Origin of the sequence: Plantactinospora soyae (assembly GCF_014874095.1) — a bacterium.
Classification (GTDB): domain Bacteria; phylum Actinomycetota; class Actinomycetes; order Mycobacteriales; family Micromonosporaceae; genus Plantactinospora; species Plantactinospora soyae.
In genome coordinates this window covers 6,016,243-6,040,713 of the sequence record NZ_JADBEB010000001.1, presented here as the reverse complement: position 1 = coordinate 6,040,713, position 24,471 = coordinate 6,016,243, and the positions used below count along the sequence as shown (strand labels likewise).

The 24,471-nt window shown below is 69.5% G+C and carries 21 protein-coding genes and 2 pseudogenes; 18 read left to right on the top strand and 5 right to left on the bottom strand.

Annotated elements, in window-relative coordinates; genetic code table 11:
- From H4W31_RS26320 to H4W31_RS26300, 5 genes are read left to right on the top strand one after another with little or no spacing between them, the layout of a single operon-like run.
- Complete coding sequence (locus H4W31_RS26320; RefSeq protein ID WP_192769104.1) at positions 1–1,050, top strand: thiamine-phosphate kinase; 1,050 nt, start codon at positions 1–3, stop codon at positions 1,048–1,050.
- The gene (locus tag H4W31_RS26315) at positions 1,050–2,045 is read left to right on the top strand and encodes an NAD-dependent epimerase/dehydratase family protein (protein ID WP_192769103.1); all 996 of its coding nucleotides are present in this window, start codon (positions 1,050–1,052) and stop codon (positions 2,043–2,045) included. The genes H4W31_RS26320 and H4W31_RS26315 overlap by 1 nt, the downstream gene beginning before the upstream one ends.
- Positions 2,032–2,952, top strand: coding sequence for a diacylglycerol/lipid kinase family protein (locus H4W31_RS26310; protein WP_192769102.1), 921 nt, complete (start codon positions 2,032–2,034; stop codon positions 2,950–2,952). The genes H4W31_RS26315 and H4W31_RS26310 overlap by 14 nt, the downstream gene beginning before the upstream one ends.
- A gap of 20 nt (positions 2,953–2,972) precedes the next feature.
- A complete protein-coding gene (locus H4W31_RS26305; RefSeq protein ID WP_318783414.1) occupies positions 2,973–4,289 on the top strand; it encodes a glycosyltransferase in 1,317 nt (438 codons plus the stop codon).
- Positions 4,286–5,476 (top strand): acyltransferase family protein, encoded by a 1,191-nt coding sequence (locus H4W31_RS26300; protein ID WP_192769101.1) that lies wholly within the window; start codon positions 4,286–4,288, stop codon positions 5,474–5,476. The genes H4W31_RS26305 and H4W31_RS26300 overlap by 4 nt, the downstream gene beginning before the upstream one ends.
- Positions 5,477–5,543: 67 nt before the next feature.
- Here H4W31_RS26300 and H4W31_RS26295 read toward each other — a convergent pair whose 3' ends face one another.
- Complete coding sequence (locus tag H4W31_RS26295) at positions 5,544–6,881, bottom strand: cytochrome P450 (RefSeq protein ID WP_192769100.1); 1,338 nt, start codon at positions 6,879–6,881, stop codon at positions 5,544–5,546.
- Positions 6,882–7,267: 386 nt separating this feature from the next.
- Positions 7,268–8,923, bottom strand: a complete 1,656-nt coding sequence (locus tag H4W31_RS26290) for a glycoside hydrolase family 43 protein (protein ID WP_192769099.1) — start codon at positions 8,921–8,923, stop codon at positions 7,268–7,270.
- Positions 8,924–9,312: 389 nt separating this feature from the next.
- Here H4W31_RS26290 and H4W31_RS26285 point away from each other — a divergent pair, with 389 nt between their 5' ends.
- On the top strand, positions 9,313–9,486 hold the full coding sequence (locus H4W31_RS26285) for a hypothetical protein (RefSeq protein WP_192769098.1): 174 nt from the start codon (positions 9,313–9,315) through the stop codon (positions 9,484–9,486).
- 59 nt (positions 9,487–9,545) lie between these two features.
- Here H4W31_RS26285 and H4W31_RS44845 read toward each other — a convergent pair whose 3' ends face one another.
- On the bottom strand, positions 9,546–9,869 hold the full coding sequence (locus H4W31_RS44845) for a glycosyltransferase family protein (RefSeq protein ID WP_404825732.1): 324 nt from the start codon (positions 9,867–9,869) through the stop codon (positions 9,546–9,548).
- Between the two features lie 42 nt (positions 9,870–9,911).
- Here H4W31_RS44845 and H4W31_RS26280 point away from each other — a divergent pair.
- Positions 9,912–10,450: pseudogene (locus H4W31_RS26280) on the top strand (transposase).
- Here the strand turns inward: H4W31_RS26280 and H4W31_RS26275 are convergent.
- A complete protein-coding gene (locus H4W31_RS26275; RefSeq protein ID WP_192769097.1) occupies positions 10,429–11,205 on the bottom strand; it encodes an MBL fold metallo-hydrolase in 777 nt (258 codons plus the stop codon). The pseudogene H4W31_RS26280 and the gene H4W31_RS26275 sit on opposite strands and share 22 nt — an antisense overlap.
- Positions 11,206–11,413: 208 nt before the next feature.
- On the opposite strand from H4W31_RS26275, the pseudogene H4W31_RS43115 reads away from it, so the two are divergent.
- A pseudogene (locus H4W31_RS43115) lies at positions 11,414–11,637 on the top strand (NUDIX hydrolase); the annotation flags it as partial.
- Between the two features lie 347 nt (positions 11,638–11,984).
- Here H4W31_RS43115 and H4W31_RS26265 read toward each other — a convergent pair.
- On the bottom strand, positions 11,985–12,566 hold the full coding sequence (locus tag H4W31_RS26265; RefSeq protein ID WP_192769096.1) for a TetR/AcrR family transcriptional regulator: 582 nt from the start codon (positions 12,564–12,566) through the stop codon (positions 11,985–11,987).
- Positions 12,567–12,857: 291 nt separating this feature from the next.
- Between H4W31_RS26265 and H4W31_RS26260 the strand changes: the two genes are divergently transcribed.
- From H4W31_RS26260 to H4W31_RS26215, 10 genes are all read left to right on the top strand, one after another.
- On the top strand, positions 12,858–14,363 hold the full coding sequence (locus H4W31_RS26260; protein ID WP_192769095.1) for an MFS transporter: 1,506 nt from the start codon (positions 12,858–12,860) through the stop codon (positions 14,361–14,363).
- A 52-nt stretch (positions 14,364–14,415) separates the two neighbouring features.
- On the top strand, positions 14,416–15,873 hold the full coding sequence (locus tag H4W31_RS26255; protein WP_192769094.1) for a serine hydrolase domain-containing protein: 1,458 nt from the start codon (positions 14,416–14,418) through the stop codon (positions 15,871–15,873).
- A gap of 268 nt (positions 15,874–16,141) precedes the next feature.
- Positions 16,142–17,602, top strand: coding sequence for an SDR family oxidoreductase (locus tag H4W31_RS26250; RefSeq protein ID WP_192769093.1), 1,461 nt, complete (start codon positions 16,142–16,144; stop codon positions 17,600–17,602).
- Between the two features lie 100 nt (positions 17,603–17,702).
- Positions 17,703–18,275, top strand: a complete 573-nt coding sequence (locus tag H4W31_RS26245; RefSeq protein WP_318783413.1) for a TetR/AcrR family transcriptional regulator — start codon at positions 17,703–17,705, stop codon at positions 18,273–18,275.
- The gene (locus tag H4W31_RS26240) at positions 18,268–18,987 is read left to right on the top strand and encodes an ABC transporter ATP-binding protein (RefSeq protein ID WP_192769091.1); all 720 of its coding nucleotides are present in this window, start codon (positions 18,268–18,270) and stop codon (positions 18,985–18,987) included. Before H4W31_RS26245 ends, H4W31_RS26240 begins: the two co-directional genes overlap by 8 nt.
- Entirely contained in the window at positions 18,984–19,751 is a 768-nt protein-coding gene (locus tag H4W31_RS26235) for an ABC transporter permease (protein WP_192769090.1), read from the top strand. The genes H4W31_RS26240 and H4W31_RS26235 overlap by 4 nt, the downstream gene beginning before the upstream one ends.
- 343 nt (positions 19,752–20,094) lie before the next feature.
- On the top strand, positions 20,095–20,721 hold the full coding sequence (locus tag H4W31_RS26230) for a fasciclin domain-containing protein (protein ID WP_192769089.1): 627 nt from the start codon (positions 20,095–20,097) through the stop codon (positions 20,719–20,721).
- Between the two features lie 137 nt (positions 20,722–20,858).
- The gene (locus tag H4W31_RS26225; RefSeq protein ID WP_192769088.1) at positions 20,859–22,493 is read left to right on the top strand and encodes a molybdopterin-dependent oxidoreductase; all 1,635 of its coding nucleotides are present in this window, start codon (positions 20,859–20,861) and stop codon (positions 22,491–22,493) included.
- A 240-nt stretch (positions 22,494–22,733) separates the two neighbouring features.
- Positions 22,734–23,522, top strand: coding sequence for a hypothetical protein (locus H4W31_RS26220; RefSeq protein ID WP_225945682.1), 789 nt, complete (start codon positions 22,734–22,736; stop codon positions 23,520–23,522).
- 81 nt (positions 23,523–23,603) lie between these two features.
- Positions 23,604–24,233, top strand: coding sequence for a class F sortase (locus H4W31_RS26215; RefSeq protein WP_318783412.1), 630 nt, complete (start codon positions 23,604–23,606; stop codon positions 24,231–24,233).
- Positions 24,234–24,471: the final 238 nt, after the last annotated feature.

Genomic DNA, 24,471 nt, shown 5'->3' with positions numbered 1-24,471 from the left:
ATGACCTCTACCGCCGGGAACCGGCAGTCCCTGAACGCGGCCGAGGCCAGCCTGATCATCGCGATGCGCGAGTGCATGGCCCGGTCGCCACAGCAACTCAACAACGCCTTCGAGGCCGATGCCGAACTACTCGATCTGGGTACCGCCGGGCTCCTGGCGGTTACGGTCGACACGCTGAACGAGGGAGCCGAACTGGCTACCGCCACCACGCCGTACGCGAAGGGATGGTTGACCACCACCGTCAGCGTGAGCGACCTCGCCGCGGTGGCCGCCGACCCGGTCGCCGTGCTGGTCTCCTGCTCGCTGCGCCCAGACAGTTGGACCCTCGAGGATGCCCGCGAATTCGGGCGCGGCGCATCCGAGGCCGCCGAGCGGTACGGCTGCCACATCGTGGGCGGCGACACCAACTGGGCCAACGAGGAGAGCTTCACCTCGTGCGCCCTGGGAACCGTCCCACGCGGATCCGTCCTGAGCCGGATGGGTGCTCGGCCCGGCGACGCGCTGTATGTGACCGGCCCGATCGGAGCCGGCAACGCGGTCGGATTCCGTGCCTTGGCACTGGACGGTACGGGGGCAGGCCAGCCGTGGCTGCCTGAGGCGCGGGTGGCCGCGTGCGAGCCACTGCGCCGCTACGCCCGGGCGTGCATCGATACCAGCGACGGTCTGTTGAGCGCGGCGGTCAGCCTCGCCGAGCTCAACGGCCTGGGGGCCGAGGTGGTGCTGCGCGACGAGGTGTACGCGCCGATCGTCTCCGCCGTCGCCGAATCGGCGCGCCTGCCTCGGTGGTGTTCGGCTGCCGCCGAGTGGGGCGAATTCGAGCTGCTGTACGCGATCGATCCAGCGGACGCGGAGCCGTGCTCTCGGGCGCTGTCCCAACGCGGACTGCATCCCCTCCGCGTTGGACACCTCGCCGCCGGTCCGGAGCTGCTGCTGATCGACGAGTCAGGCAAGCGCCAGGAACTGCGGAACCTGCTGACGCACATGCGGGCACTCGACCCGGCCGGGTCGTTGCTCGCGGACCTGCGTGCCCTGCTGGCGGGGAATTCGTGATGGGTTCTGGTCTCGCGCTGGTGACCGGTGTCACCGGCTGCGTCGGCCGCGCGGTCGCCGCCGCCCTGCGGGAAGAGGGCTGGTCGGTACGCGGGCTGGTGCGGGCACCCGCGCCGGACCACGCGACGTACGCGGCGCACCTCGGTGACCTGACCGACCCGGAGTCGCTGCGCGGCTCCTGCGCGGACGTCGAACTCGTGGTGCACGCGGCCGCCGATCTGAGCGACTGGCGACCTGGCCCTCGCATCTGGCAGGTGAACCGGGACGGCACCCGGGCGGTGCTGGACGAGGCGCGGCGCTGCGGCGTCTCCCGATTCGTCTATCTGAGCACCGTCGACGTCTTCGGTTTCAACGCCAGAAGGGTCATCGACGAGGCGTCGACGCGGCGCGTGCCGCGATACCCATACCCGCTGTCGAAAGCCGCCGGCGAAGACCTGGCGTGGTCGTACCACGGGAACGGTCTTGATGTCACTGTGGTGTACCCCGCCTGGGTCTTCGGCCCCGGCGACCGCAACTTCCTGCCCGAGCTCGTGCGCGGGCTGCGCGCCAACAAGCTCGTCCAGTTCGACCGCGGCGTACCCCCGATCGAGTTGACGTACAGCGCGAACCTGGCCGACGCGATCGTGCTGGCCGGCACCACTCCCAGCTGCGCCGGTGGCCGGTTCATCGTCGGTGACTCGTACGGCCTGACCCTGGGGCAACTGTTCGCCTCGGTGGCCGAACGGATCGGGGCAAGGCCGCCGACCTCCTCGATCCCCTTCAGCGCGGCCCTGGCCGCGGGAGCCCTGTCCGAACTCGCCGGGATGGCCGGCATCGGCATCAGATCCGGCCGACCGCTGCTCACCCGCTACGCGGTTCGGTCCGTCGCCGGGGGAATGCGGTACGACGTCGGCCGGATCCGGTCGATCGGCTATTCACCCCGGTACGGCTTCGCGGAGGCCCTGAGCCACGCCATGGTGGAACTGGAAATGGAGCAGGCGCATGGCAGCCGATGAGAACGACCCGGTCGTCTGCATCATCAACCCCACGTCCGGAGTCCAGCGCAGGGGCACGATCGTGCAGCGGATCGCCGCGGAACTACCCGAGGCGGAGTGCTGGTCCACCCGCTATGCCGGGCACGGCATCGCCCTCGGGCGCCAGGCAGTCGAGGACGGGTACGGCACCGTGGTGGCGATCGGTGGCGACGGCACGCTGTCCGAGGTTGCCAACGGGGTGTTGGAGGGGGGCGGGGAAAAGGTACGGCTGGCGTACGTGCCGGCTGGTACCTGCAACGACTTCGCTCGTGGCCTGCGGCCGGTCACCGACCTCGGTGGCCTGCTCGACCGCACCCGCGACCGGGAGACCGACGTCGGTACGGTGACCTTCACCCGACCCGACGGCACGCGGGACCACCGGTACTTCCTCGTCAGCTGTACGGTCGGGCTGATCAGCGTGATCGGACAGCGGTTCACCGAGAAGACACCGGCCAACCGGGTGCTCAAGCGGCTCAACCTCCAACTCGCCGAGATGGCGTCGAGCATCCGGACGCTGGCTCGCTGGCGGCCCGTCGCGGTGCGGTTGGAACTCGACGGCGAACCGTCCAACCAGAGCATCACCAATCTCGCCGTACTCAAAGTGCCGTACTTCGCCGGTGGGCTGACCTTCGGCCGCACACAGCCCCCACGGGCAGGATACCTGGACGCGGTGCGGGTGGCGGGTGTCGGCCGCGTCGGCGTGGCCGGGCTGATGTGGCAGGTGTTCCGCGGTGCCGCTGCGGGACATCCGGCGATCCACCGACAGGAGGTCCGCACCGTGGGCGTCGACGCGGACAGCCCGCTGCCGGTAGAGGTCGACGGCGAGATCGTCGGATACACCCCGGCCGAGTTTTCGATACATCCGTCGTGCCTGATGACGGTGGTATGAACCCAGCAAGGGAGCGACACGTGCCTGCCCCGAACATGCTCCACATCGGACTCGTGGTTCCCGACTACACCGGCCAACTCAGCCCGATGGCCACGCTCGGCAGAGAACTACTTCGGCGGGGCCACCGGGTCACCCTGGTTTCCCTGCCGGACGCCGGAACGAAGTCGTTCACGGCCGGGTTCGCCTTCGCACCGATCGGCGAGCGTGAGTTTCCGGTTGGCTCACTTGCGCGCTTCTCCGAGGAGCAGGGCCGGCTGACCGGCCTGGCCGCGATACGTTTCATAGTCCGCGGGTACGTGCGCGAGGTCGAGGTTCTCCTGCGGGATCTGCCGGTCCTGGCGCAGAGGCACGGCATGGACGCGCTGCTGGTGGACCAGGTCTACGGCGCTGGCAACTCCGTCGCGGAACACCTCGACATTCCGGTCGTGAACGTGTGCAACGCGCTCGCGCTGAACACCGAGCCCGGTGTGCCGCCGTTCATGACGGCGTGGCCGTACCATCCTTCGCTGCTCGCGCGGGTGCGCAACATGCTGGGCGACCAGGTGATCGCCTGGGTCATCCGGCCGGTGCTGCAACGGATCAACGAACGTCGCGCCGCGTGGGGCCTGCCGCCCGTCAACGGCGTGAACGACGGCTCGGATCTTGCCCAGATCACCCAGCAGCCGCCGTTCTTCGACTTCCCACGCACCCGCCTGCCGGACTCGTTCCACTACACCGGGCCGTTCCATGACGAGGACAGCACCGAGCCGGTGTCATTCCCGTGGGAGCAGCTCGACGACCGTCCGTTGATCTACGCGTCGATGGGTACCCTCCAGAACCGCCTCCCGCGCATATTCCAGGCGATCGCCAGGGCTTGTGCGGGACTCGACGCACAACTGGTCATCTCCCTCGGCAGCACGGACGTCGAGCCGCCGACGGGCCTTGCCGGAAACCCGATCGTGGTCCGGTACGCGCCACAGCTCGATCTGCTGGCGCGGGCGTCTCTCGTGATCACGCACGCCGGAATCAACACCGCACTGGAAGCGCTTGCGCATGGCGTGCCGATGGTCGCGCTGCCCGTGGGGAACGACCAGCCGGGCGTGGCCGCCCGGCTCAAGTACCTCGGCGCGGGCGAGTTCATCCCGGTGCACAAGGTGACTCCGGCGCGGCTGCGGGCGGCCATCGACAAGGTGAGCGGCGACCCTTCCTACCGAGTGAAGGCGCAGCACTACAAACGCCGGATCGCGGAGTTGGACGGCGTGCGGCGCGCGGCCGACATCGCGGAGGAGGCGTTCCGGACGCGCCGGCCGGTACGCAGACAGGAAATGTCTGAAACGACGGAGGGTGGCTGCCGATGACACAGCAGGCGGGACGTATGGCCCGGCAGCTGCCGACGCTTAACGGTTTGCGGGGGATCGCCGCGGTCACGGTCTTCTTCTCCCACACGACGTTGTTCGGCTTTTTCGCCGACGAGCGCGTTGACGACTGGTGGTACGCCGTTCTCAGCCGTACCGGATCTGCCGCGCTCGGCTTCTTCTTCATCCTCAGCGGTTTCGTCCTGACCTGGTCGGCTCCCGACCACGAGCCGAATCGCCGGTTCTGGCGCCGTCGGGCCGCCCGGATCCTGCCGAACCACCTGGTCGTCTGTGCCGTGTTCATCGTTCTTCTGGTCCTGGTACGAGGGGGCGCGCCGCTGTGGCCGACGCTGGCGAACGTCACGCTGGTGCAGAGCTGGATTCCGGATGAGTTCATCTTCAACGGAGTCAATCCGCCGAGCTGGTCGCTGAGCTGTGAGATCTTCTTCTACGCATCGTTCCCGTGGCTGCTCGCCGGCGTCCGAAGGCTCTCCGCTGCCTGGCTCTGGTCGATCGTGGGTGGCATTGTCGCCGCGATGCTTGTCGCACCCCTCGTCTCCACGGCGTTCCTTCCGGACGAGCCGACGTACACCTACGCGGACGCGGCATTTCCGCAGTTCTGGTTCGTACAACAGTTCCCGTTGATCCGGATGCTGGACTTCGTCCTCGGGATCGTCATCGCCCAGCTCGTCATGCGGGGGCTGTGGATCAGGCTGAGCCTGCCCGCCGCCGCACTTGTCACGCTGGCCTTCTACGGCGTTTCCGAGGTCGTGCCGCTGCTCTACTCGGTGGTCGCGGCGATGGTCATCCCGCTCGCGTTGCTGGTGGCTGCCGCGGCCCGGGCGGACGTCGAGGGGCACCGCTCACCGCTGCGCGGGCGGGTCGCCGGCTGGCTGGGCGACACGTCCTTCGCCTTCTACCTCATTCACATCCTGGTTTTGTACGGTGCCGGGAACATGTCTCCGAGCGGCTTCGGTGTCGCCGCTGCGCTGGCCGTGATGGTCGGCGCCTACCTGGCGACGCTCGGCTTTGCATCGTTGCTTCACATCGGCGTGGAACGGCCGATGATGCGCCGGTTCGCCAGATCCCGGAAACCTGCCGCCGGCCCTCAGCCCGCCGCAGTGGCTGCCGCTTCGCCTGCCACTGAGCCGATGCCCGTCGCGACGGATGACGGGACGCGAGTCAAGTAGCGACAGCCGGACGCCGGGCCGAACCGGTGCCCTGGCTGATCCTGTCCGGATCAGCCAGGGCATCAGTTCACCGGACGGTCAGCGTGGCCCGGACCGCGCCAGCCGGACGCAGAGTGACCATCGGTACGACCTCCAGCCGCTCGTCGCGTGTGTCGACACGGTAACGGGCGAGCAACGCGCTCAGCAGTACGGTCATCTCCAGCAGCGCGAAGTGTTCCCCGATGCAACTGCGCGGCCCGCCACCGAATGGAAAGTAGGCGTAGCGCGGCCGCTCCTGCTTCCCGAGGAACCGGTCGGGCTCGAAGCGCTCCGGGTCGGGCCAGAATTCCGGATGCCGGTGCGTGACCCAGGGAGCAACTACCACCTTGGTATTGGCCGGAATTCGGTAACCGGAGACGACGACGTCAGACTCGGTCATCCGCTCCATGCTGTACACGGGCGGGTACAGCCGCATGCCTTCCATGGCCGCAGCTCGCACCAATTCTTCGTCGCCCGTGCCGATCCCGGCCGCGACCCGTTCCTGCACCTCGGGATGCCGACCCAGCAGGTGCATGGTGAAGGCCAGCCCGGCCGAGGTTGTCTCATGCCCGGCGAGCAGGAACACCAGCATCTGATCCCGGATCTCCTCCATGGACAGCGCCTGCCCGGTCTCCGGATCCTCGGCCGCGAACAACCGGCCGAGCATATCCTCGTTTTCCTCGCCGCCCATTCGCTGGCGAGCGGCAATGATGCGGTCGATGATCTCGTACAGGGTCGCGCGTATCTGCGTGATCCGGCGGGACCGCGGAGTCGGCCAGCTCAGCGGCAGCTTGACAACCTGTAGGGCGCGCGCCAGCGCGAGGTCGCCCAGAATGGGCATGAGCTCCTGCAGACGGGGGACGACCTCGTCGATGTCGTCGCCGAACAGTGCCCGGCCGACCACCCGCATCGTGTAGCGCTGCATGACTTGGTACAGGTCCACGACGGATCCCGTGGTGACCGCCATGTCGTCGACGACACGGGCAGCTTCGTCGGCCATCAGCTCCGTATAGCGGGCCACCCGGCGCGGCGTGAACAGCGGTTGCAGCGTCCGCCGCTGTTGCAGCCAACGGTCTCCGTCGCTGGTCAGCAGGCCCTCACCGATGAACTCCCGAAGGATTTCGTACGCGCTCGCGCGGCGGCTGAAGACCTGGGGCGTGGTAAGGACCTGATGGATGCCGTCGGGGTGGTGCACGTTCACCACGTCGACGCTGACGGCGCGTGGCCCCCGAGGCAGTCCGACGTGGTAAGCCACCACGTCGCCGTACGTGTGGAAGCCGTCCAGGATCGATCCCAGCAGGTCGTGGCGGAGCGCCGGCAGCATGCCGAGAAGCGGATGCCCGGCCGGACCCGGTACGGCGGCGGCCTTGGACAACTGTGTCGTCACGGTGATTCCCCGTTCAGTCGATCGACGGACGTCGACTATATTTCCACGCGCCGTACCCCTTCTCAGTTCCTGGCTCCCCGCAGTGCGCAACGATCATCATCATCATCGCTTTCGCCGGCAGTCAAGAGTTCAGCACCAGCTCGGCCTCACTGGCCGGCGTGCGCTGCACGACCGCACCGCGTCCAGGACCGGCAGGATCGCGATCCGGCCGGCTCGCTTCGGCCGGCGCCGACCCCGACCGGACTCGCTGGCCGGGCCGCTGCTCCGACGTCACCGGCACCCCCGCCGATCGGCCGGGGAACGGCAGCCGGGCGTGGCACCGCTGGACGGCGGGCACGCCCGGTTGCGCGGGCAGGCGCGGCTGCTGCGCGCGTGCCGGCGGCTGCTCACCAGGGGCGGTACGAGGCCCAGTCGAAGTCCGCGTATCCACCCTCGGCGCCCAGGTCCTGGACCCACAGGCCGACGAACGCGCCGGTGAAGCCCCAGCCCTCAGGCTCACCATCCACGAGGGTCGCGGCGTACTCGTCGGACAAGATGGTGGCGTCGAGCTCCGCCGGCAGGTCGACCCAGCGCGCCGCGCCGGCCAGCTGACAGGCGAACGTGACACGTGGACCGTCGAAGGTGACCCGCAGCGTGATGTCGTCCGCGCCCGGTAGATCGACGCGGCACGCGTCGTGCATAACACGCCGACCGTTCTCGGACGACATCACCTCAAGTACCCGCTGGCCGTCGTCGTCGGCGGTGACGTAGGCGTAGTGCCAGTTGCGGGAGTTGTAGTAGGCGGTGACGCCGGCGAGCTGGCGGTAGTTGGCCGGCTCGAAGTGCATGTGGGCGGTCAGCTCGCACTGCTTCGAGGTCACGCGACGCGCGACCAGGCTCGGACTCCGCCGGCCGACCGGCGACTGGCCGCCGTGAATCCGCAGGAACGAGGGCCGCGAAGTGACATCCACCCAGTCCGCAGTGGCGGGACGGCGCAGCGTCGACCACTCGGGGCCGAGCACCGGCTCGGTGAAGTCGTCCCGCTCCTCCACCAGATCCTCTGTCGGCTCAGCGTCGCCCGGCACGGGTACGACCACCGCCGGTATCCCGTCCTCGATGCGCGGCCACTCCCCCTCCGGCCATTCCACCGCCTGGATTGCGGTCTCCCGGCCGAGCACGCACCGGCCGAGGGGGGTGTACGGCCGGGCCGTCAGGTGCGCCAGGTACCAACGCCCGTCCGGCGTCGACACGAGGCTGCCGTGACCGGCCTTCTGCAGCTCCAGCTCGGGACGGCCGACCGAGGTGAGCATCGGGCCGCCCGGATGGACCTCGTACGGCCCGAACAGGCTACGGGAGCGGGCCACTGTCACCTGGTGCGTCCAGGAGGTGCCGCCTTCCGCGGTCACCAGGTAGTACCAGCCGTCCTTCTGGTACACATGCGGAGCCTCGGTGACGCCGACCGTGGTTCCGTAGAAAATTGTCCGCTCGGTGCCGACGAGGCGACGGGCCTCGCGGTCGTACTGCTGGACTTCAATACCCGCGAACCGATCACGCCCCGGCCGCCAGTCGGCGGTCATCGACAGCATCCAGGTTGTGCCGTCCTCGTCGTGGAACAGCGCCGGGTCGAACCCGCGCCCATGCAGTACCACCGGATCCGACCAGGGCCCGGCAAGGTCGGGGGCGGTCACCAGATAGTTCTGCGGATCCCAGTACCCGCTGGCGAAGCTTGCCACGTCGGCGTACACGAGATAAAACTCGCCGTCCACATAGGACAGATCGGGCGCCCACACGCCATTTGAGTCACCTGCTCCGGTGAGGTCGAGAAGCCGCCGCTCGGTGAGGACGCCACCGAGCGGGCGCCAGCGCACCAGGTCGGTCGAGTGGTGCAGCCGGACGCCGGGGTACCACTCGAAGGTCGACGTGGCGATGTAGTAATCGGTGCCGACGCGCAAGATCGACGGGTCGGGGTTGAAGCCGGGAAGGACCGGGTTTCGGATCAGCCGGCCGGGCACTTCGCCGCCGTGGGGCCCGGCCACTGCCGGACTCTTTGTTGCGGTCGTCATTTCGGTTCTCCGTAACGGTAGCCTCGTCGGAAGTTTCGGCGAAGTTTGATCGCCGGATCGGCCCAGACTAGCCGTTCGAACACCCTAGTGACAATGTCGACGACCTGTACAGCTGTGTCTTTTCAACGCTCCTTGTCTCCGGAAGTTCTCCGATATTTCGCCCCCACAACCCTCTTGGTGGCCTCGAAATGAGGGCCTGACCTCCGGGTCCGGTACGGCTGCTCCCGAGCGCCCGCGCGTGGTGCAGATCGCCGATGATCCCGGGGCCAATCCGGAGACGATGCGCAGTCGGGTCCGCACCGATGAGGCTGGACTCCGCGTACGCCCGCAGGACGCCGGTCACGTCCTTGAGCGGGTCCCACCGGGGGGCCAGGAGCAGGACGGGATCGGTGCCGATCGCCGACCCGGAGACCACGGACGCGGTCGACGCACCGCCCTCGGCCGCCGTGGCGGCGCCGGTCAGGCCGATGCCGGCGAGCACCTCGTCGACGTCGGCGGCGCTCAGCGGCTGGTATTTCGGCGCGGCGGGGTCGATCGAGGGCGCGATCGTGACGGTCCGGTAGCCGGTCGCGTGTGGCGGGACGGTCTCCGGCACACTGAACACGAGGACTACCTCGGGACGCTAGAACTGCGCCAGGCAGTCTCCGGTAAAGATGCTGGTCTGATCGGCGGCCGACGTGCCGATGTGGCACCGCCAGGCCACCGGTACGCCGGCGGCGACCAGACGCGGGATCATCGCGACCGTCTGCGGGTCGTGCAGCACCTCGATGTCAGCGGGTGCGACGACCGCGAGCAGCCGATCAGCGTTCTCCTGGGCGAATGCCAGCAGGCCCGCGTGCTCGCCCTCGTCCGGCAGCGCCCCGCGGTCGACGCCACGTAGTCGGTGATGAATACGCTTTGTGACATTGAAGACGGCCGGGTCACTAAGGGTCTGTCTCGTTTGGATGATCGTTGGGCTGGGGCAGGATTTGTCTTCGTGTACGAGGTGATGGTCCGTACCTGGGCGCCGGACGGTCTGTGGGAGATCGCGGCCGTTGATTCCGCCCGCGCCGGTTCGTCGGCAGGGTGGTGGCCGTCGCCGGGTGGATGACCGGGCGGTGCTGGCGGCGATCGCGTACGTGACGCAGGCGGGTCGACCGCGCCGGTCTGCCCTGGCCGTCATGGTCACCGCCGCGAACGTTCACGACAGCCAACTACTGCTTCCCATGCTTGACTGCGTACCGGCGATCCGCACACCGAGCGGACGCCGTCGGTGGCGACCGGACAAGTTGCACGCGGACAAGGCTTACGACACCCGTGACCTGCGCGCCGAGGTCCGACGGCGAGGGATCGCGGTCAGGATCGCCCGCAAGGGCATCGAGTCCTCCAAACGCCTGGGCCGTCACCGCTGGATTGTCGAATCGTGCCTGTCCTTGGCTGATGCGCTACCGGCGTCTGGTCCGCCGCTACGACCGTAAAGGCGACCACTACGAAGCCTTCGCCACCATCGGCAGCACCCTGATCTGCTACCGCCGCCTCACCAAATGAGACGCGCCCTCAGCTTTTCTGCGCAGGTAGGTCTCGGCCAACTGGCGAAGGCGTTTCCTGTCGAAGCTGTGCCCGTGGCCGGGATGGACGACGGACACGTCGAGGTCGGCGAGGAACTCCATGCTTCGCCGATAGGCAGCCGTGTCGGAGTTCGGCAGGTTGTCGATCAAGGCACCGTCGTAGACGATATCGCCGGAATACAGGGTCCCGGCGCGCTCCTCCAGCAGGGCGATGCTTCCCGGTGTGTGGCCGGGAAGGTGCAGCACGGTCAGTACGCGTCCGCCCAGGTCGATCCGGTCGCCGTCGTCGAGCATGCGGTTCAGGGTCATGGGTTCGACGCGGTAGGTAGCCGGGTCGTAGCCGGGAGCGGGCAGGACGTCGATCATGAGCTCCGGGACAGGTTCTCCCGCTGTGTCGATCTCGAGTCTGTCGTAGAGCTCCGCGCCGTACAGGCTCGCCGGCACACCCGCCGCCAAGAGCCCCGCCTCGGCTGGATGGGCGGCCCGGTCATCGAACTCAGGTGCCCCACCGACATGATCCAGGTGCGCGTGGGTGAGCAGGACCATCGGATCGCGCTCGAACATGCCCGGAATCGCCTTCCGCAGGGCGACGACACCGAGCCCGGCGTCGACCACGATGTCACGATCGTTGCCGCGCAGCCACCAGAAGTTCGCCGACACCAACTCGTTGACGTGCGGTTCCGAGATCCGGACGACGTCACCACCCACTTCGACCTGCGTATACCAGTCGACCATGTCCGCAAGCGTGCCAGCGCGGCGATGCCGTGTCGATCGTGTCGGACCCCGGCCCACCGTCGCATAGGGCAGACGATCGACATCCGTGATTCGACTGCGCGCCTACGCCCCGGACCTGAGCCCGACCGGGGGCCTCCGGTCGCATCTCAACCGCAGCACCGGCAACCTCGCGGTCCGCGGCGTAACCGATCTCCAGGCCGATTGGCACGTGCTTCTGCTGCGTTGGCGTGATCCAGTTGACAGGACGTGGCTGCGGGAGCCGCTCGGTGGTCTCATCGACCCCGGTGAGGCGCCGCCGGCGGCAGCACGGCGCGAGCTGGCTGAGGAGACCGCACTGGACCCGGGGCGGTCCTCGACCGGTCAGTGCCGGCCCAGCGGGACGCGCAGTGGAAGGGCATCCGGTACGTCGGTTCGGGGGTCCTCTTCGTGGCGCGTTCCGCGTTCGTCGTGTCCCTGCTCCGCAACCAGCCGGAGAACGTGTACATCGAGCCGACCCTCGCGTCATTCACAGTGGGTGGCGTCGTCCTGACCTCGGGGCTGCTGTGTCGGTGGGGCAGGTTGTTCCCACGCCGGATCCCCGGGTTGCGTGGCCGGGTCGTACCGATGTGGTTCCCGCTGCTGCTCGGCGGGTCGGCCGTCATCGGTATCTTCGTGTTCGGCCGCGGACTGCTGCTGGGCAGTTGGGCGTGCAACTGCCTGGCCAACTCGACACATTCCAGTTGTGGGGAGATCCTGGAAGTATCGGAACCATCAACGCGCTGGTCATAATGCTCCAACCCCTACGGTCTCGGTGTCATCCCAGCGAGAAGGACGTTGAGTACGCGCTCGACGTACTCGTGGGTCAGCGGCTCTTGCGTGATAAGAAGTTTGAAGTACAGCGGGCCGGACAGAATGGCCATCGCCACGTCCAGGTCGAACTCGGGTGAAAGTTGTCCCTGCTGCTGGGCTTTCCTCAGCCGGGCGACGGTTCTGTCCGCCTGGGGGCGGATGAAGCGTTCGTTGAGCGCGGCAGCGACCAAGGGATCGTGCTGAGCCTCGCCCACCAGGGCCTGGTAGAGGGGGCCCAGTGGCGGCTGGCCCAGGAGGTCGACGGCGGCGTGGATCTGTTGGCGCAGGTCGACGACGATGTCCCCGGTGTCGGGGTAGTCGAGTCCGGGTTCGTTGGATGTGAGCACCGCGTCGAGAAATAGGGCGCCCTTGGATGGCCAGCGGCGGTAGATCGTGTGCTTGCCGACGCCGGTGCGGGCCGCGACCCCCTCGATGCTGAGTTTGGCGTAGCCGACTTCCTGTGCCAGTTCCAGGGTGCTGCGCATGATCGCTTGGGTCCGGTCGGCGGCTCTGGTGAGGCGGTCGTCACTCATGCCACCACCCTACCGGCACGGCACGTGCCGTTGACAACTCGCCGACCGTTCGACCAGAATCAGCGACGTTCCAAAGCGGCACGACACGTGCCGTGCCGAGAGACATAGAAGGGGCTGTCGCTCTGGGAACGGGTGAGTGATTGGAGGGTCAGATGCGCCCTCGTTCGCTTCCTCACACGTCATCCAGCGCGTCTTGAGGCGCGACCCTCAGCCCGCTCCGGCGGGCTACCGGCGGGGTCCCAACGTCCGCATCCAGTAAGTAAGAGTCATCCGCAGGGAGCTTCGCTGATCATGAAACACGCACACCGCTGGCTGATCCTCATCGTGCTGTGTCTGAGCACGGTGGTGCTGGTCATCGACAACATGGCGCTGGCGGTCGCGGTGCCCGCCCTGGCCGAGGATCTGGACGCGAGTCCCCAGGACATGCAATGGATTCTCGACTCCTACATCCTGGTCTTCGCCGGGCTGCTGCTGACCGCGGGCAGCCTGTCGGACCGGTACGGTCGCCGCCGCGTCATGGTCATCGGCCTGACGCTGTTCGGCGGAGCCTCCCTCGCGGCCGCCAGCGCCGCCGATCCGCTCCAGCTGATCGCCGCCCGCACCGTGATGGGCGTCGGCGGCGCGCTGGTCATGCCCAGCACACTGTCAATCCTGATCACCGTCTTCGATGCCGCCGAACGGCGCCGAGCGATGGCGTGCTGGAGCGCGGTCGCCATGCTCGGCCTGGTCGGCGGGCCGGTGCTGGGCGGTGTGTTGATCGCCCACTTCCACTGGGGCGCGGTCTTCCTGATCAACGTCCCCATCGCCGCTCTGGCCATCCTCGCCGCGTTCGTCCTGATGCCCGAGTCCAGGGGCCCCGCGAGCAGGCTGGACCCGCTGGGGGCGGTGCTGTCGACGGTCGGCATGACCGCGCTGATCTGGACGATCATCGAACTGGCGCACGGCGTCTCCTGGCCGGCATTGACGACGGCGGTCCTTGCGCTGGGCGGCTTCGTGGCGTGGGAACTGCACACACCGCATCCGATGGTGCCGCTCGGCCTCTTCCGGCACCGCGCGTTCAGCGGCGGCAGTCTCTCGCTGGCCCTGGTGCAGATCGGCAACGGCGGGCTGCTGCTCATCCTCACCCAGTACCTGCAGTACGTCCTCGGTCTCACGCCCACGCAGGCCGGCCTGGCCCTCATCCCGATGGCGGTCGCCTCGCTCGCCTTCAACACCCTCGGCGCCACCGTCGCCGCCGGGATCGGCCACCGGACACTGATCGCCTCCGGCCTGACCACCATGGCCGCGGGGTTCGGCGTGCTGGCCGCCCTGTCGCCCGGCGCGGGGTCCGTCCAGCCGGCCGTCGGCCTGTTCCTGCTCGGCGCTGGCGGTGGACTGGCCATGCCCGCGGCCGTCTCCGCCCTCATGGGCACCATCCCGGCCGAGCACGCCGGCGTCGGCTCGGCACTGAACGACACCGTCCAGCAGGCCGGCGCCGCGCTCGGCGTGGCCGTCCTGGGCAGCATCGTCTCCAGCATGTTCACCGGCACCATGTCCGCATCGGCCCCCACCGAGGCCGCCCGGTCCATCGGCGACGCGCTGGCGGTGGCCGAACGCACCGGTGACACCGCCCTCGCCGACGCCGCCCGCCACGCCTTCACCACCGCCATGTCGTCCGCCTTCGTGATCAGCGCCGCCGGGGTTCTGGCGGCAGCCGCAGTGGCCCTGATCGTCCTGCCCCAGCGGACCGGCACGCCGCGCCCGGCACCCCGCCCCGAGGCGGCGCCGGAACTCGCGACGGCCGCCCGCCCTCTCTAGAACCTCTACCTCCCCACAGCTCCGATCACCTGACTGACCGAAGGGAAACACGATGTCCGAGACAATGACCTCGAACGCCGAGAGTGACTGGAAGGCCCGGGGCGACTTGGGCGTACGGGACTTGACCGGCCGGTACTTCGACGTCGACCGCTGGCAGCACCGGCTCGACGAGCTGCGCGCCGCCCACCACGTCCCCGGTGCGAGCCTGGCCGTAGTGATCGACAAACAGGTTCACGAGCTGGCCAGCGGGGTACTGCACCGCGGCACCGGCGTGGCGGTGACCCCGGACTCGGTATTCCTGTCCGGCTCGATCGCCAAGGTCTACACCGCCACTCTCATCATGCGGCTGGCCGACGAGGGCAAGCTGGACCTGCAAGCACCGGTCGTGGACGTGCTGCCGGAGTTCGCCACCCCCGACCCCGAGGCCACCAAGACGATCACCGTCCGGCAGCTGTTGTCCCACACCGGCGGCGTGACCAACGACTTCAACTTCGACGGCGGCCGGGGCGACGACTGCCTCGCCCAGTACGTCGAAGCCGCCCGGCGGGTGGCACTGGACTGCCCGCCCGGCACGGCGATCTCGTACGGCGGCCTCGGCTACATCGTGCTGGGCCGCGTCATCGAAAGGCTCACCGGCCTGACCTGGGACCAGGCCCTGAAGAACCTCCTGTTCGAGCCGCTCGGCCTGGAACGCTCGATGACGCTGCCGGAGGATGCTCTGCGCTTCCGCGTCGCCATGAGCCACCTGGGCCAGTCCGGTGCCGATCCCGACCCGGCCCCGTCCTGGGACCTGATGCCCCGCTGCGCCGGACCAGCGGGCAGGGTCATCGTCTCCGCCGGTGACATGGCCCGTTTCGCCCAGCTGCACCTCGCCGGCGGCCTCGCGCCCGACGGCACCCGCGTCCTCTCCCCCGACGCCGTCGCCGCCATGCGACACCGCGAGGTTGACGTACCGGACAAGTGGACGGTCAGCGCCGACGGGTGGGGACTGGGCTGGACGCTCTACGACTGGGACGGCATCACCGGCTACGGCCACGACGGCGCCGCCATCGGCCAGTACGCCTACCTCCGCGTCGTCCCGCACGCGAACGTCGCCCTGGCCCTGATGACCAACGGCGGCGCAGCCCGCCTGCTGTACGCCGACCTGTTCCGTGACCTGCTCGCCGAACTCGCTGGCGTCACCATGCCCGCACCGTTCGCCCCGGCTCCCGTACCACCCGCGATCGACCTCACGCCGCTGCTCGGCACCTACAAGCGCGAGGGCGTCGTCATCACCGTCTCCCGCGACGACGACGGCTCACCCCACATGCGGTACGAATTCGTCGACGACATGAAGGACATGTCACCGCCCCTGGAGATGGACCTGGAACCGGTCACCGAGACGGTCTTCGCCGCCTCCGGCGCAGGCCCGTCATTCAGCGAGGACTACATGCCGGTGGTCTTCTCGACCCTCACCAACGGCACCCAGGTCTGCTACGTCGGCATGCGTGCCACCCCCAAGACCGCCTGACCGAACACTCCTACCGGCCATCCGACAAAGCGGGGCGCTGGCACTGCCCGGCGCCCCGCTCCGCCGCCCCTCATCGGCGGGATCGAGCAGCACAGGCCCCCTCGGCGGGCCGCCGCACCACACGTAGACCGAGTTGCCCTCGATGGTCTTCGGGCTGGTGAACAGGCGCGGGGTGCGTTGGAGGCTTTGCGGTGCGTACAGTTCCGGGTCGGGCTTGGGGTGGGCCGGCCAGATCCGGCACAGGACAACGGGACGAGACAGCGACGGCATGACGGCAGACAATATTACCGAAACCGGTCATCGGGGCATTGATCGGAGCCAGCTCGAGACCTGCCTCAGCGTGTTTGAGGCGTTGGAGGACCTGCCTCCCGATCACCCCGACGTGGTGCGGGTGCAGCGGGCCACCGCGAAGCTCTACAAGGTGATCAAGCAGCGGCGACGCGAGGAACGGCGGGATGCCATCGCGGCGGCCGACCGCGCGGTGACGTCGGCCACCGCAACCGGCGCCCCGGGCCGGATCGACGACGAGACCCAGGGCATCCCGCTCGCCTCCCCCACCGAGGGCGCCACGGCCGGCGTCCTGCACAATCCGCGCGGCTGCTACGTCTGCAAGCAGCGCTACCGCGAGGTCGACGCCTTCTACCATCAGCTCTGCCCGTCCTGCGCCGCGCTCAACCGGGAACGCCGGGATGCCCGCACCGACCTGACCGGCCGGCGCGCGTTGCTCACCGGTGGCCGGGCAAAGATCGGCATGTACATCGCGCTGCGGCTGCTGCGTGATGGCGCGCACACCACCGTGACCACGCGGTTTCCCCACGACGCGGTCCGCCGCTTCGCCGCGATGCCGGACAGCGGGGAGTGGCTGCACCGCCTCCGGGTCGTCGGGATCGATCTGCGCGACCCCGCCCAGGTGATCGCTCTCGCTGACTCGGTCCGCGCCCAGGGACCACTCGACATCCTGATCAACAACGCGGCGCAGACCGTCCGCCGGACGCCCGGTGCGTACGCGCACCTCGTCGCCGCGGAGGCCGCGGCCCTGCCGGACAGCCCGCTGCCGGAGATAGTCAGGTTCGCCAAGCCGACCGGCCGGGGCGTCCCGGCGGGCAGCCTGACCGGCTCGCCGTCGGGGCCCGCGATCACCCCGCAGGCGCTCACCGCGCTGGCGCTGACCAGCGGCTCCGCCTCGCCGGAACGGATCGCGGCAGCCACCGCCATCGACGCCGGCGGGCTGGTGCCGGACCTCGACCCGGTCAACAGTTGGGTGCAGCGGGTGCACGAGGTGGACCCGGTCGAACTGCTCGAAGTGCAGCTGTGCAACGTGACCGCGCCGTTCGTACTGGTCAGCCGGTTGCGACCGGCGATGGCCGCGGCGACCGCCCGCCGCAAGTACGTGGTGAACGTGTCGGCGATGGAGGGCCAGTTCGGCCGCGGCTACAAGGGGCCGGGGCACCCGCACACCAACATGGCCAAGGCCGCGCTGAACATGCTGACCCGGACCAGTGCTCAGGAGATGCTGGCTGACGGCATCCTCATGACCAGCGTCGACACCGGCTGGATCACCGACGAGCGGCCCCACCCGACGAAGACCCGGCTGGCGGACGCCGGCTTCCACGCCCCGCTGGACCTGGTCGACGGCGCGGCCCGGGTGTACGACCCGATCGTCCGCGGCGAACAGGGCGAAGATCTTTACGGCTGCTTCCTGAAGGACTACGCACCCTGCGCCTGGTGATCGGGACGCCCGCTCCGCCCTCGGCGACCCATGCTCACCTGCCCGGCAGGTGACTGGACGTGGATTGCGGCTCAGAATGTTAGGGACTAACATTCTGGGTGTGGACGTTGGCGAGAAGGTGCTCGGCAAGCGGGAACGTACCCGGGCGCAGTTGCTGGAGCGGGCGCTCGAACTGTTTGAGCGGCAGGGCTTCGAGCAGACCACGGTCGCGCAGATCGCCGCCGCGGCCAGGGTCACCGAGATGACGCTCTACCGGCACTTCCCCGCCAAGGAACTACTCGTCCTGGACGACCCGTACGACCCGGTCATCGTCACTGCCGTCGCCGACCAACCACCCTCGCTCGCCCCGTTGGTACGAGTGGTGAACGGTCTTCGCGCCGCCTGGGGGATGCTGCCCGAGCCGGCCGGGGAGGTCGTTCGCCGGCGGGTCCGGATCGTGGCCGCCTCTCCTGCGCTGCGGGCCGCCGCCATCCGCAACAACGAGGGCACCGAACGGCTCATCACGCAGCAACTCGTCGCCGACGGCGCCACTCCGCTGCCAGCCCGGGTGGCCGCCGTGGCGGTACTCGCCGCGATCACCGCCGCACTCTTCGAGTGGTCGGAGCGGCACGACGGCCGTCTCGGTGAGGCGATCACCACCGCTCTGGACACGCTCGGCGGAGACCGTGACTGAGCCACGCATCCAGGCCCGCGGCCTGGTCCGCGAGTTCGGCGCGGAAGCCGGTGTCCGCGGTATCGACCTCGACGTCGAAGCGGGCGAGATCCACGCACTCGTCGGGCTCAACGGCGCGGGCAAGTCCACCCTCATGCGCCTCCTGTTGGGAATGCTGAGACCCGACTCCGGCACGGTGCATCTGGACGGGCACGGCCTGGACTCGGCGCCGTGGTCACGCGTCGGGCACTTGATCGAGAACCCGCTGGCGTACGGCGAACTCACCGGGCACGCCAACCTGGTGCTGGCCGCCCGCCTGCACGGCGTACCCGCCCCGGCAACGGCGACGATGGTGGAACGGGTCCTGAGCGAGCTCAACCTGCACGGGTACGCAGCCATCCGAGCGGGCAGGATGTCGCTGGGTAACCGCCAACGCCTCGGCCTCGCCGCCGCGCTCCAGCACGACCCGGACGTCATCGTGCTCGACGAGCCGACGAACGCGCTCGACCCGGCCGGCGTCATCCTGCTCCGCGAGGCGCTCCTGCGGCGCGCCGCGTCCGGCGCCGGTGTACTCGTGTCGAGCCACCACCTTGACGAGGTCGCGCGGGTCGCCGACCGCATCACCGTCATCAACGCCGGCCACACCATCGGCGCCCTCGATCCGAGCGGCACCGACATCGAACGTGAGTTCTTCGCCCTGGTGCACGCCGACGACGAACGGACAGCGGCATGACACCAACCCTGCTCGGCGCCGCGTTGGTGGTCGAGGCGCGCAAGGCCGCGTCCGCACGAGTCGTGACGGGTACGACGATCCTCCTGATCGTGGGCGTCGCCGTCCTCGGCGGCGCGTCGACCACGGCCGCTGCCAGCGGAAACGAACAGCTCCTGGCCAAACTTGGTCCACTGGCCGCCCAGGGCGGTTGGCCCAGCCTGCTCAGTACGGTCAGCCAGGTCACGGCGGCCGGCGGGCTGCTCGCCTTCGGGGTGGCACTCAGCTGGCTGGTTGGTCGCGAGTTCGCCGACGGGACTGTCACCGGTCTGTTCGCGCTCCCGGTGAGTCGACCCACGATCGCGCTGGCCAAGTTGATCGTCTATCTGCTGTGGTCGGTCGTGGTCGCCACGCTGCTCGTTCTGCTGGTCGCCGGGCTCGGCTTCGCGGTCGCCACGGGCGCCTTCGACGGCGCCGCGTCGACCGCGCTCCTGCGGCTCTGGGCACTGACCGTGCTGACCGCGCTGCTGGCCGTCCCGGCCGGCTGGGCGGCAACCATCGGTCGCGGCCTGCTACCCGGCATCGCGACCACCATCGCCATCCTGGCGGCCACCCAGGTCATGGTGGTCGCCGGCACCGGCGGCTGGATCCCCCTGGCCGCGCCCGCGCTGTGGGCCATCGTCCCCGGCTCCGTTTCCGGCGCTCAGATGTCCCTGGTGCCGCTCGTCCCACTGACCTTCGGACTGCTGACCCTCTCCGCCTGGCGTCGTCTCCAACTCGACCGCTGATCGGAAACCGGATACCGATCCACCGCGCCGCTGTCGTCGATCACGACCGGACCCGGGCCACGGCCCCATCCCTGCTGACGCGCACCCCCACACAAACCGGGTGCTCGGGCTGATCCACTTGGTGCTCATCGTCGCCGGCCCGTTCCTGGTCGGTACGGCCGTCACCCCCGTCGCACCGAACGAGGCCGACGACCTGCCCACCTCGGGATGGGCCTGATCCTCACCACGATCGGGTTCGGAGCGGACCGCACGCCCCGATGAGTTCGGATCCGCACCAATCCGGACCCCGGTCGGCGACGAATCACCAGTAAGCCGCAAGAACGATATGAAGGGACTCTTCATCATGCGTACCAGAATTCTCGCCTCGCTGGCCGTGGCCACCGTCTGCACCCTGGCGCTCGGCGCCTGTGCCGGTGATTCGGCGGACGAGGCGGGCGGCGCCCCGGCGACCAGTTCGCCGCCCATGGCCACCACCGGACCGGCGATGATGGACGGCGAGTTCGGCCCCGGCTGTGCTGCGGTGCCGACCGACACGGCCGACCCGGGCAGTTTCGCGGCGATGGCGAAGGTGCCGGTGGCCACCGCCGCCAGCGGCAATCCGATGCTGTCGACGCTGGTCAGCGCCGTCAAGCAGGCAGACCTGGTTGATTCGTTGAACAGCGCCGACGGGGTCACCGTCTTCGCGCCGACCAACGACGCGTTCGCGAAGATCCCCAAGGCCGACCTGGACAAGGTGCTGGCCGACAAGAAGATGTTGAGCGGGGTGCTGACTTACCACGTGGTCCCCGGCAAGCTCGCCCCCGGACAGCTCGCCGGCCCACACAAGACCCTCCAGGGCGGCATGGTCACGGTGACCGGCTCGGGGACCGATTTCAAGGTCGGCCCGGCGGCGACCGTGGTCTGCGGCAACGTGCAGACCGCCAACGCGGTGGTGTACCTGGTCGACTCCGTCCTGATGCCCCCGTCCTGACCTGACCGCCCAGGGTCCGCGTGCTCGGGGTTCGGCCCGTCGCGCCATCGGCGCGCAGCGGTCGAGTACCCCGGTCACGCGGACCCGTGGCTGCCAGCAGGTTCGGTGGGTTCCGTTCTCGTGGGAGGAGACAGTCCATGCCAGCGCCGCGCGGGGCCGTACCGGTCCAGGATCGTGGACGTTTCAGGCGGCGGCTCGGTGCAGGATTCGCGGGACTGCTCGGCGGGGCCGCCGGGGTGGCGGTGGCACAACTCGTCGCCGCCGCCGCCCGACCCCAGGCGGCTCCACTGGTCGCGGTCGGTGCCACCGTCATCGACGCGGCACCTACCCCGGTCAAGGAATTCGCGGTCCGGACCTTCGACACGTACGACAAGCCGGTGTTGCTCGGCGGGATCGGTCTCGTACTGGCCGCGGTCGCCGTACTCGCCGGAGTGCTGGCCCGGCGGCGGCCGGTGGCCGGAGTCCTCGGCGCCGCCCTATTCGGGCTGGTCGGTGCCGCCGCCGCGCTGACCCGACCGGCGGCCGAGCCCGGCGACCTGCTGCCGTCCGTCGCCGGGGCGGTCGTCGCCGCGATCGTGCTGCACCAGTTGCCGCGCCGAGCCGACGGGCCGACGCGGAACGGCTCGGCGCCGCTTGCGGCGGTCCGGACGACCGACCGGGTGCCCGTTGCGGACTTCGAGGCAGAGCCAGCTGCTGCCGAGGACCCGGGCCGAACGGGCGGGACCCGGCGGGACTTCGTCCGGGTCGCGACGGTCGTGGCGGCCGGTACCGCGCTCAGCGGCGCGGCCGGGTACCTCCTGACCCAGATCCGGGCCCGGGACGCCTCCCGGTCGCGACAGACCGTACGCCTCCCGGCGGCGGCCCGACCGGCCGGCCCACTGCCGACCGGCGTCCAGCCCGGCTTTCACACCCCGAACGCCGAGTTCTACCGCGTCGACACCGCCCTGACGGTGCCACGCCTCGACGTCGACGACTGGCGGCTCCGGATCCGAGGCAGGGTCGACCGGCCGGTCGAACTGCGCTTCACCGACCTGCTCCGACGAGAGCTGGTCGAGCGTGACATCACCCTGAACTGCGTCTCCAGCGAGGTCGGCGGCCCGTACGTCGGCACCGCCCGCTGGCTCGGTGTGCCGCTCGCCCCGTTGTTACGGGAGGCCGGGATCCAGGCCGGCGCGGACCAGGTGGTGGCCCGCTCCGCCGAGGGGATGACGATCGGTACCCCGGTCGAGACGGTGCTGGACGGTCGCGACGCGATGCTCGTCGTCGGGATGAACGGCGAGCCGTTGCCGCACGAGCACGGCTTCCCGGTCCGGATGCTGACCCCGGGCCTGTACGGCTACGCCGGTGCCTGCAAGTGGCTGACCGAGTTGGAACTGTCGACGTTCGACGACTTCGACGCGTACTGGGTACGGCGGGGCTGGGCGGCCAGGGCGCCGGTGAAGACCGCGTCCCGGATCGACCGGCCCGCTCCGTTCGCCCGGATGTCGGCCGGGACGGTGCCGGTGGCCGGAGTGGCCTGGGCGCAGCGGCGTGGGATCCGGGCGGTCGAGGTGCAGGTCGACGACGGCCGGTGGCAGGTGGCAGCCCTGGCACCGGCCCCCTCTGCCGACACCTGGGTCCAGTGGCGGTACGACTGGCACGCGTCCCCAGGCACGCACACGCTGCGGGTACGGGCGGTCGACGGCCGCGGCGAGGTACAGACCGGGCAAAGGGTGGCACCGTTCCCGTCCGGCGCCACCGGCTGGCACACCGTCTCGGTCACCGTCGCCTGAAGGCGCTGTTGGCCTGGCGAAGCGGCGGGGTCGGCCCAGCACCGGCCGCAGGCGGGCGCCGCCATCCCTGATCAGCTCGATGGCGACGGCGGCGACGGGCGTTGGATGTCGTGGCGGCGTGTTCTCCGGACCGAACGGAGATTCTTCGTCGATCGGACCAAGCCGGAGGGCGTCTGGCGCCGAATCTCTTCTGACAGCACCCGTGATCGACGCCATCGTGGCGGAAGTGGAGAAACTGTTGTGAGACTGTCCCAAGCCCTGCTCGCCGTGCCAGCGGCTGCGCTCGTGCTCGTGTTCCCGGGAGTGGCGTACGCGGACGAGAGCGTTCAGGTCCAGTTGAAGGATCTGAACGAGACCGGCGCGACCGGCACCGCGACGATGACCGCGACGAGCGCCGGCGACCTGAAGATCATGATCCGGTCGAAGGGGATGACGCCGAACTCGCCGCATGCCCAGCACGTCCACGGCGCGGTCAACGGCATGGACTTCCACTGCCCGGACAAATCCGCCGACGCCAACGGCAACGGCTTCGTCAGCACGGAGGAGGGGCTGAAGATGTACGGGGACATCTTCATCTCGCTGACAACGACGGGAGACACGACCAAGGCCAGCGGGCTGGCGGTCGACCGGATGCCGAAGGCCGACGCGCAGGGCAACCTCAGCTACGAGCGCACCATCCCGGCCGCCGACCTGCCGAAGGGCACGATCGAGCACCTGAAGGACCTGCACCTCGTGCAGCACGGCATCGACGCCAACGACAATGGCAAGTACGACATGGAAGCCCTCGGCGAGTCGACATTCGCCAAGTCCATCGGTGTCAACGGCATCCCCGCCGAGGCCACTGACCCGGCGACGTGTGGCATGGTCAGCGGCGCGGCCGCCGGTTCCGTTCCCGCCGGTGGAGTCGCGACCGGCGATGGCAGCACCTCCGACGCTCCGTCCCCGGTCCTGTTCGCCGTAGGTGGTCTCGCGCTGCTCGGGGCCGCTGGTGCGGTTACGGCCCGTCGCCGGCTCGCCGGCCAGCGCTGAGAGAACGGGGCAGCTGCCATGGATACCGGTGACACCGCTGTGCCGGCCGGCCACCGCCGAGGGCGTTTCACGCTCTTGGCGGTGGCCGGCGTTCTGACCGTGACCGCGGTCGTCGTGATCGGCACGGCGGTCGCAGGTCACCAACCCGAACCGCCGCAAGCCGGCAGGAACACCGTCACCGTCACCCCGACCACGCCCGGAGCGACCGGGTCGGCCACCCGGCCCGGCGAGCTGACCGCGGGACCGCTGATGGGCGACTCACCGCCGGTACGGGTGTCGATTCCATCGCTGAAGGTCACCGCCTCGACGATCCCGCTCGATCTGCAAGCGGACGGGACGATGCAGGTGCCCGACAACGCCATGGACATCGGCTGGTTCACCAGGGCGCCGACGCCCGGAGCGCTCGGCCCGGCCGTCCTGGCCGGGCACGTCAACTGGAAGGGCCAGCGCGGGACGTTCTTCAACCTGGGCAAGCTGACCGCAGGGGACGACATCACCGTCGAGCGGAAGGACGGCAGCACCGCGATGTTCACCGTCGCCAAGGTCGAGCAGTATCCGAAGGACCGCTTCCCCAGCGACGCCGTCTACGGCGCCACCGACCACGCCGCGCTACGCCTGATCACCTGCGGCGGCGAGTTCGACGACTCCACCCAGCACTACCGCGACAACCTCATCGTCTACGCCCGCCTCGCTCACGCCCACCCCGCATGAGACCATCGCTGTCCGCTCCGCGGCTCGGGGTAGCGCCGATGCCGCTGTCGGGCGGCCGCGCCCACCCCGGACGGCGGCCGGTGACCCGGGGTCGCACACTCCTACCCCGTCGGCACCGTCTTCCCGCACCGCACCCGGGCCGCACCGCACCCGGGCCGCAGCGCCACCGGGCCGTACGAACCGATCAGCTCGGCAGCGCGCCCGGCCGAGCCGACGATCTGCGGTGGCCGGTCGTCAC

Excerpts from the sequence above, each read along its gene's own strand:
- H4W31_RS26320 (WP_192769104.1), top strand. The coding sequence starts at position 1 with ATGACCTCTACCGCCGGGAACCGGCAGTCCCTGAACGCGGCCGAGGCC.
- H4W31_RS26315 (WP_192769103.1), top strand. The coding sequence starts at position 1,050 with ATGGGTTCTGGTCTCGCGCTGGTGACCGGTGTCACCGGCTGCGTCGGC.
- H4W31_RS26310 (WP_192769102.1), top strand. The coding sequence starts at position 2,032 with ATGGCAGCCGATGAGAACGACCCGGTCGTCTGCATCATCAACCCCACG.
- H4W31_RS26300 (WP_192769101.1), top strand. The coding sequence starts at position 4,286 with ATGACACAGCAGGCGGGACGTATGGCCCGGCAGCTGCCGACGCTTAAC.
- H4W31_RS26290 (WP_192769099.1), bottom strand. The coding sequence starts at position 8,923 with ATGACGACCGCAACAAAGAGTCCGGCAGTGGCCGGGCCCCACGGCGGC.
- H4W31_RS26275 (WP_192769097.1), bottom strand. The coding sequence starts at position 11,205 with ATGGTCGACTGGTATACGCAGGTCGAAGTGGGTGGTGACGTCGTCCGG.
- H4W31_RS26265 (WP_192769096.1), bottom strand. The coding sequence starts at position 12,566 with ATGAGTGACGACCGCCTCACCAGAGCCGCCGACCGGACCCAAGCGATC.
- H4W31_RS26260 (WP_192769095.1), top strand. The coding sequence starts at position 12,858 with ATGAAACACGCACACCGCTGGCTGATCCTCATCGTGCTGTGTCTGAGC.
- H4W31_RS26255 (WP_192769094.1), top strand. The coding sequence starts at position 14,416 with ATGTCCGAGACAATGACCTCGAACGCCGAGAGTGACTGGAAGGCCCGG.
- H4W31_RS26250 (WP_192769093.1), top strand. The coding sequence starts at position 16,142 with ATGACGGCAGACAATATTACCGAAACCGGTCATCGGGGCATTGATCGG.
- H4W31_RS26235 (WP_192769090.1), top strand. The coding sequence starts at position 18,984 with ATGACACCAACCCTGCTCGGCGCCGCGTTGGTGGTCGAGGCGCGCAAG.
- H4W31_RS26230 (WP_192769089.1), top strand. The coding sequence starts at position 20,095 with ATGCGTACCAGAATTCTCGCCTCGCTGGCCGTGGCCACCGTCTGCACC.
- H4W31_RS26225 (WP_192769088.1), top strand. The coding sequence starts at position 20,859 with ATGCCAGCGCCGCGCGGGGCCGTACCGGTCCAGGATCGTGGACGTTTC.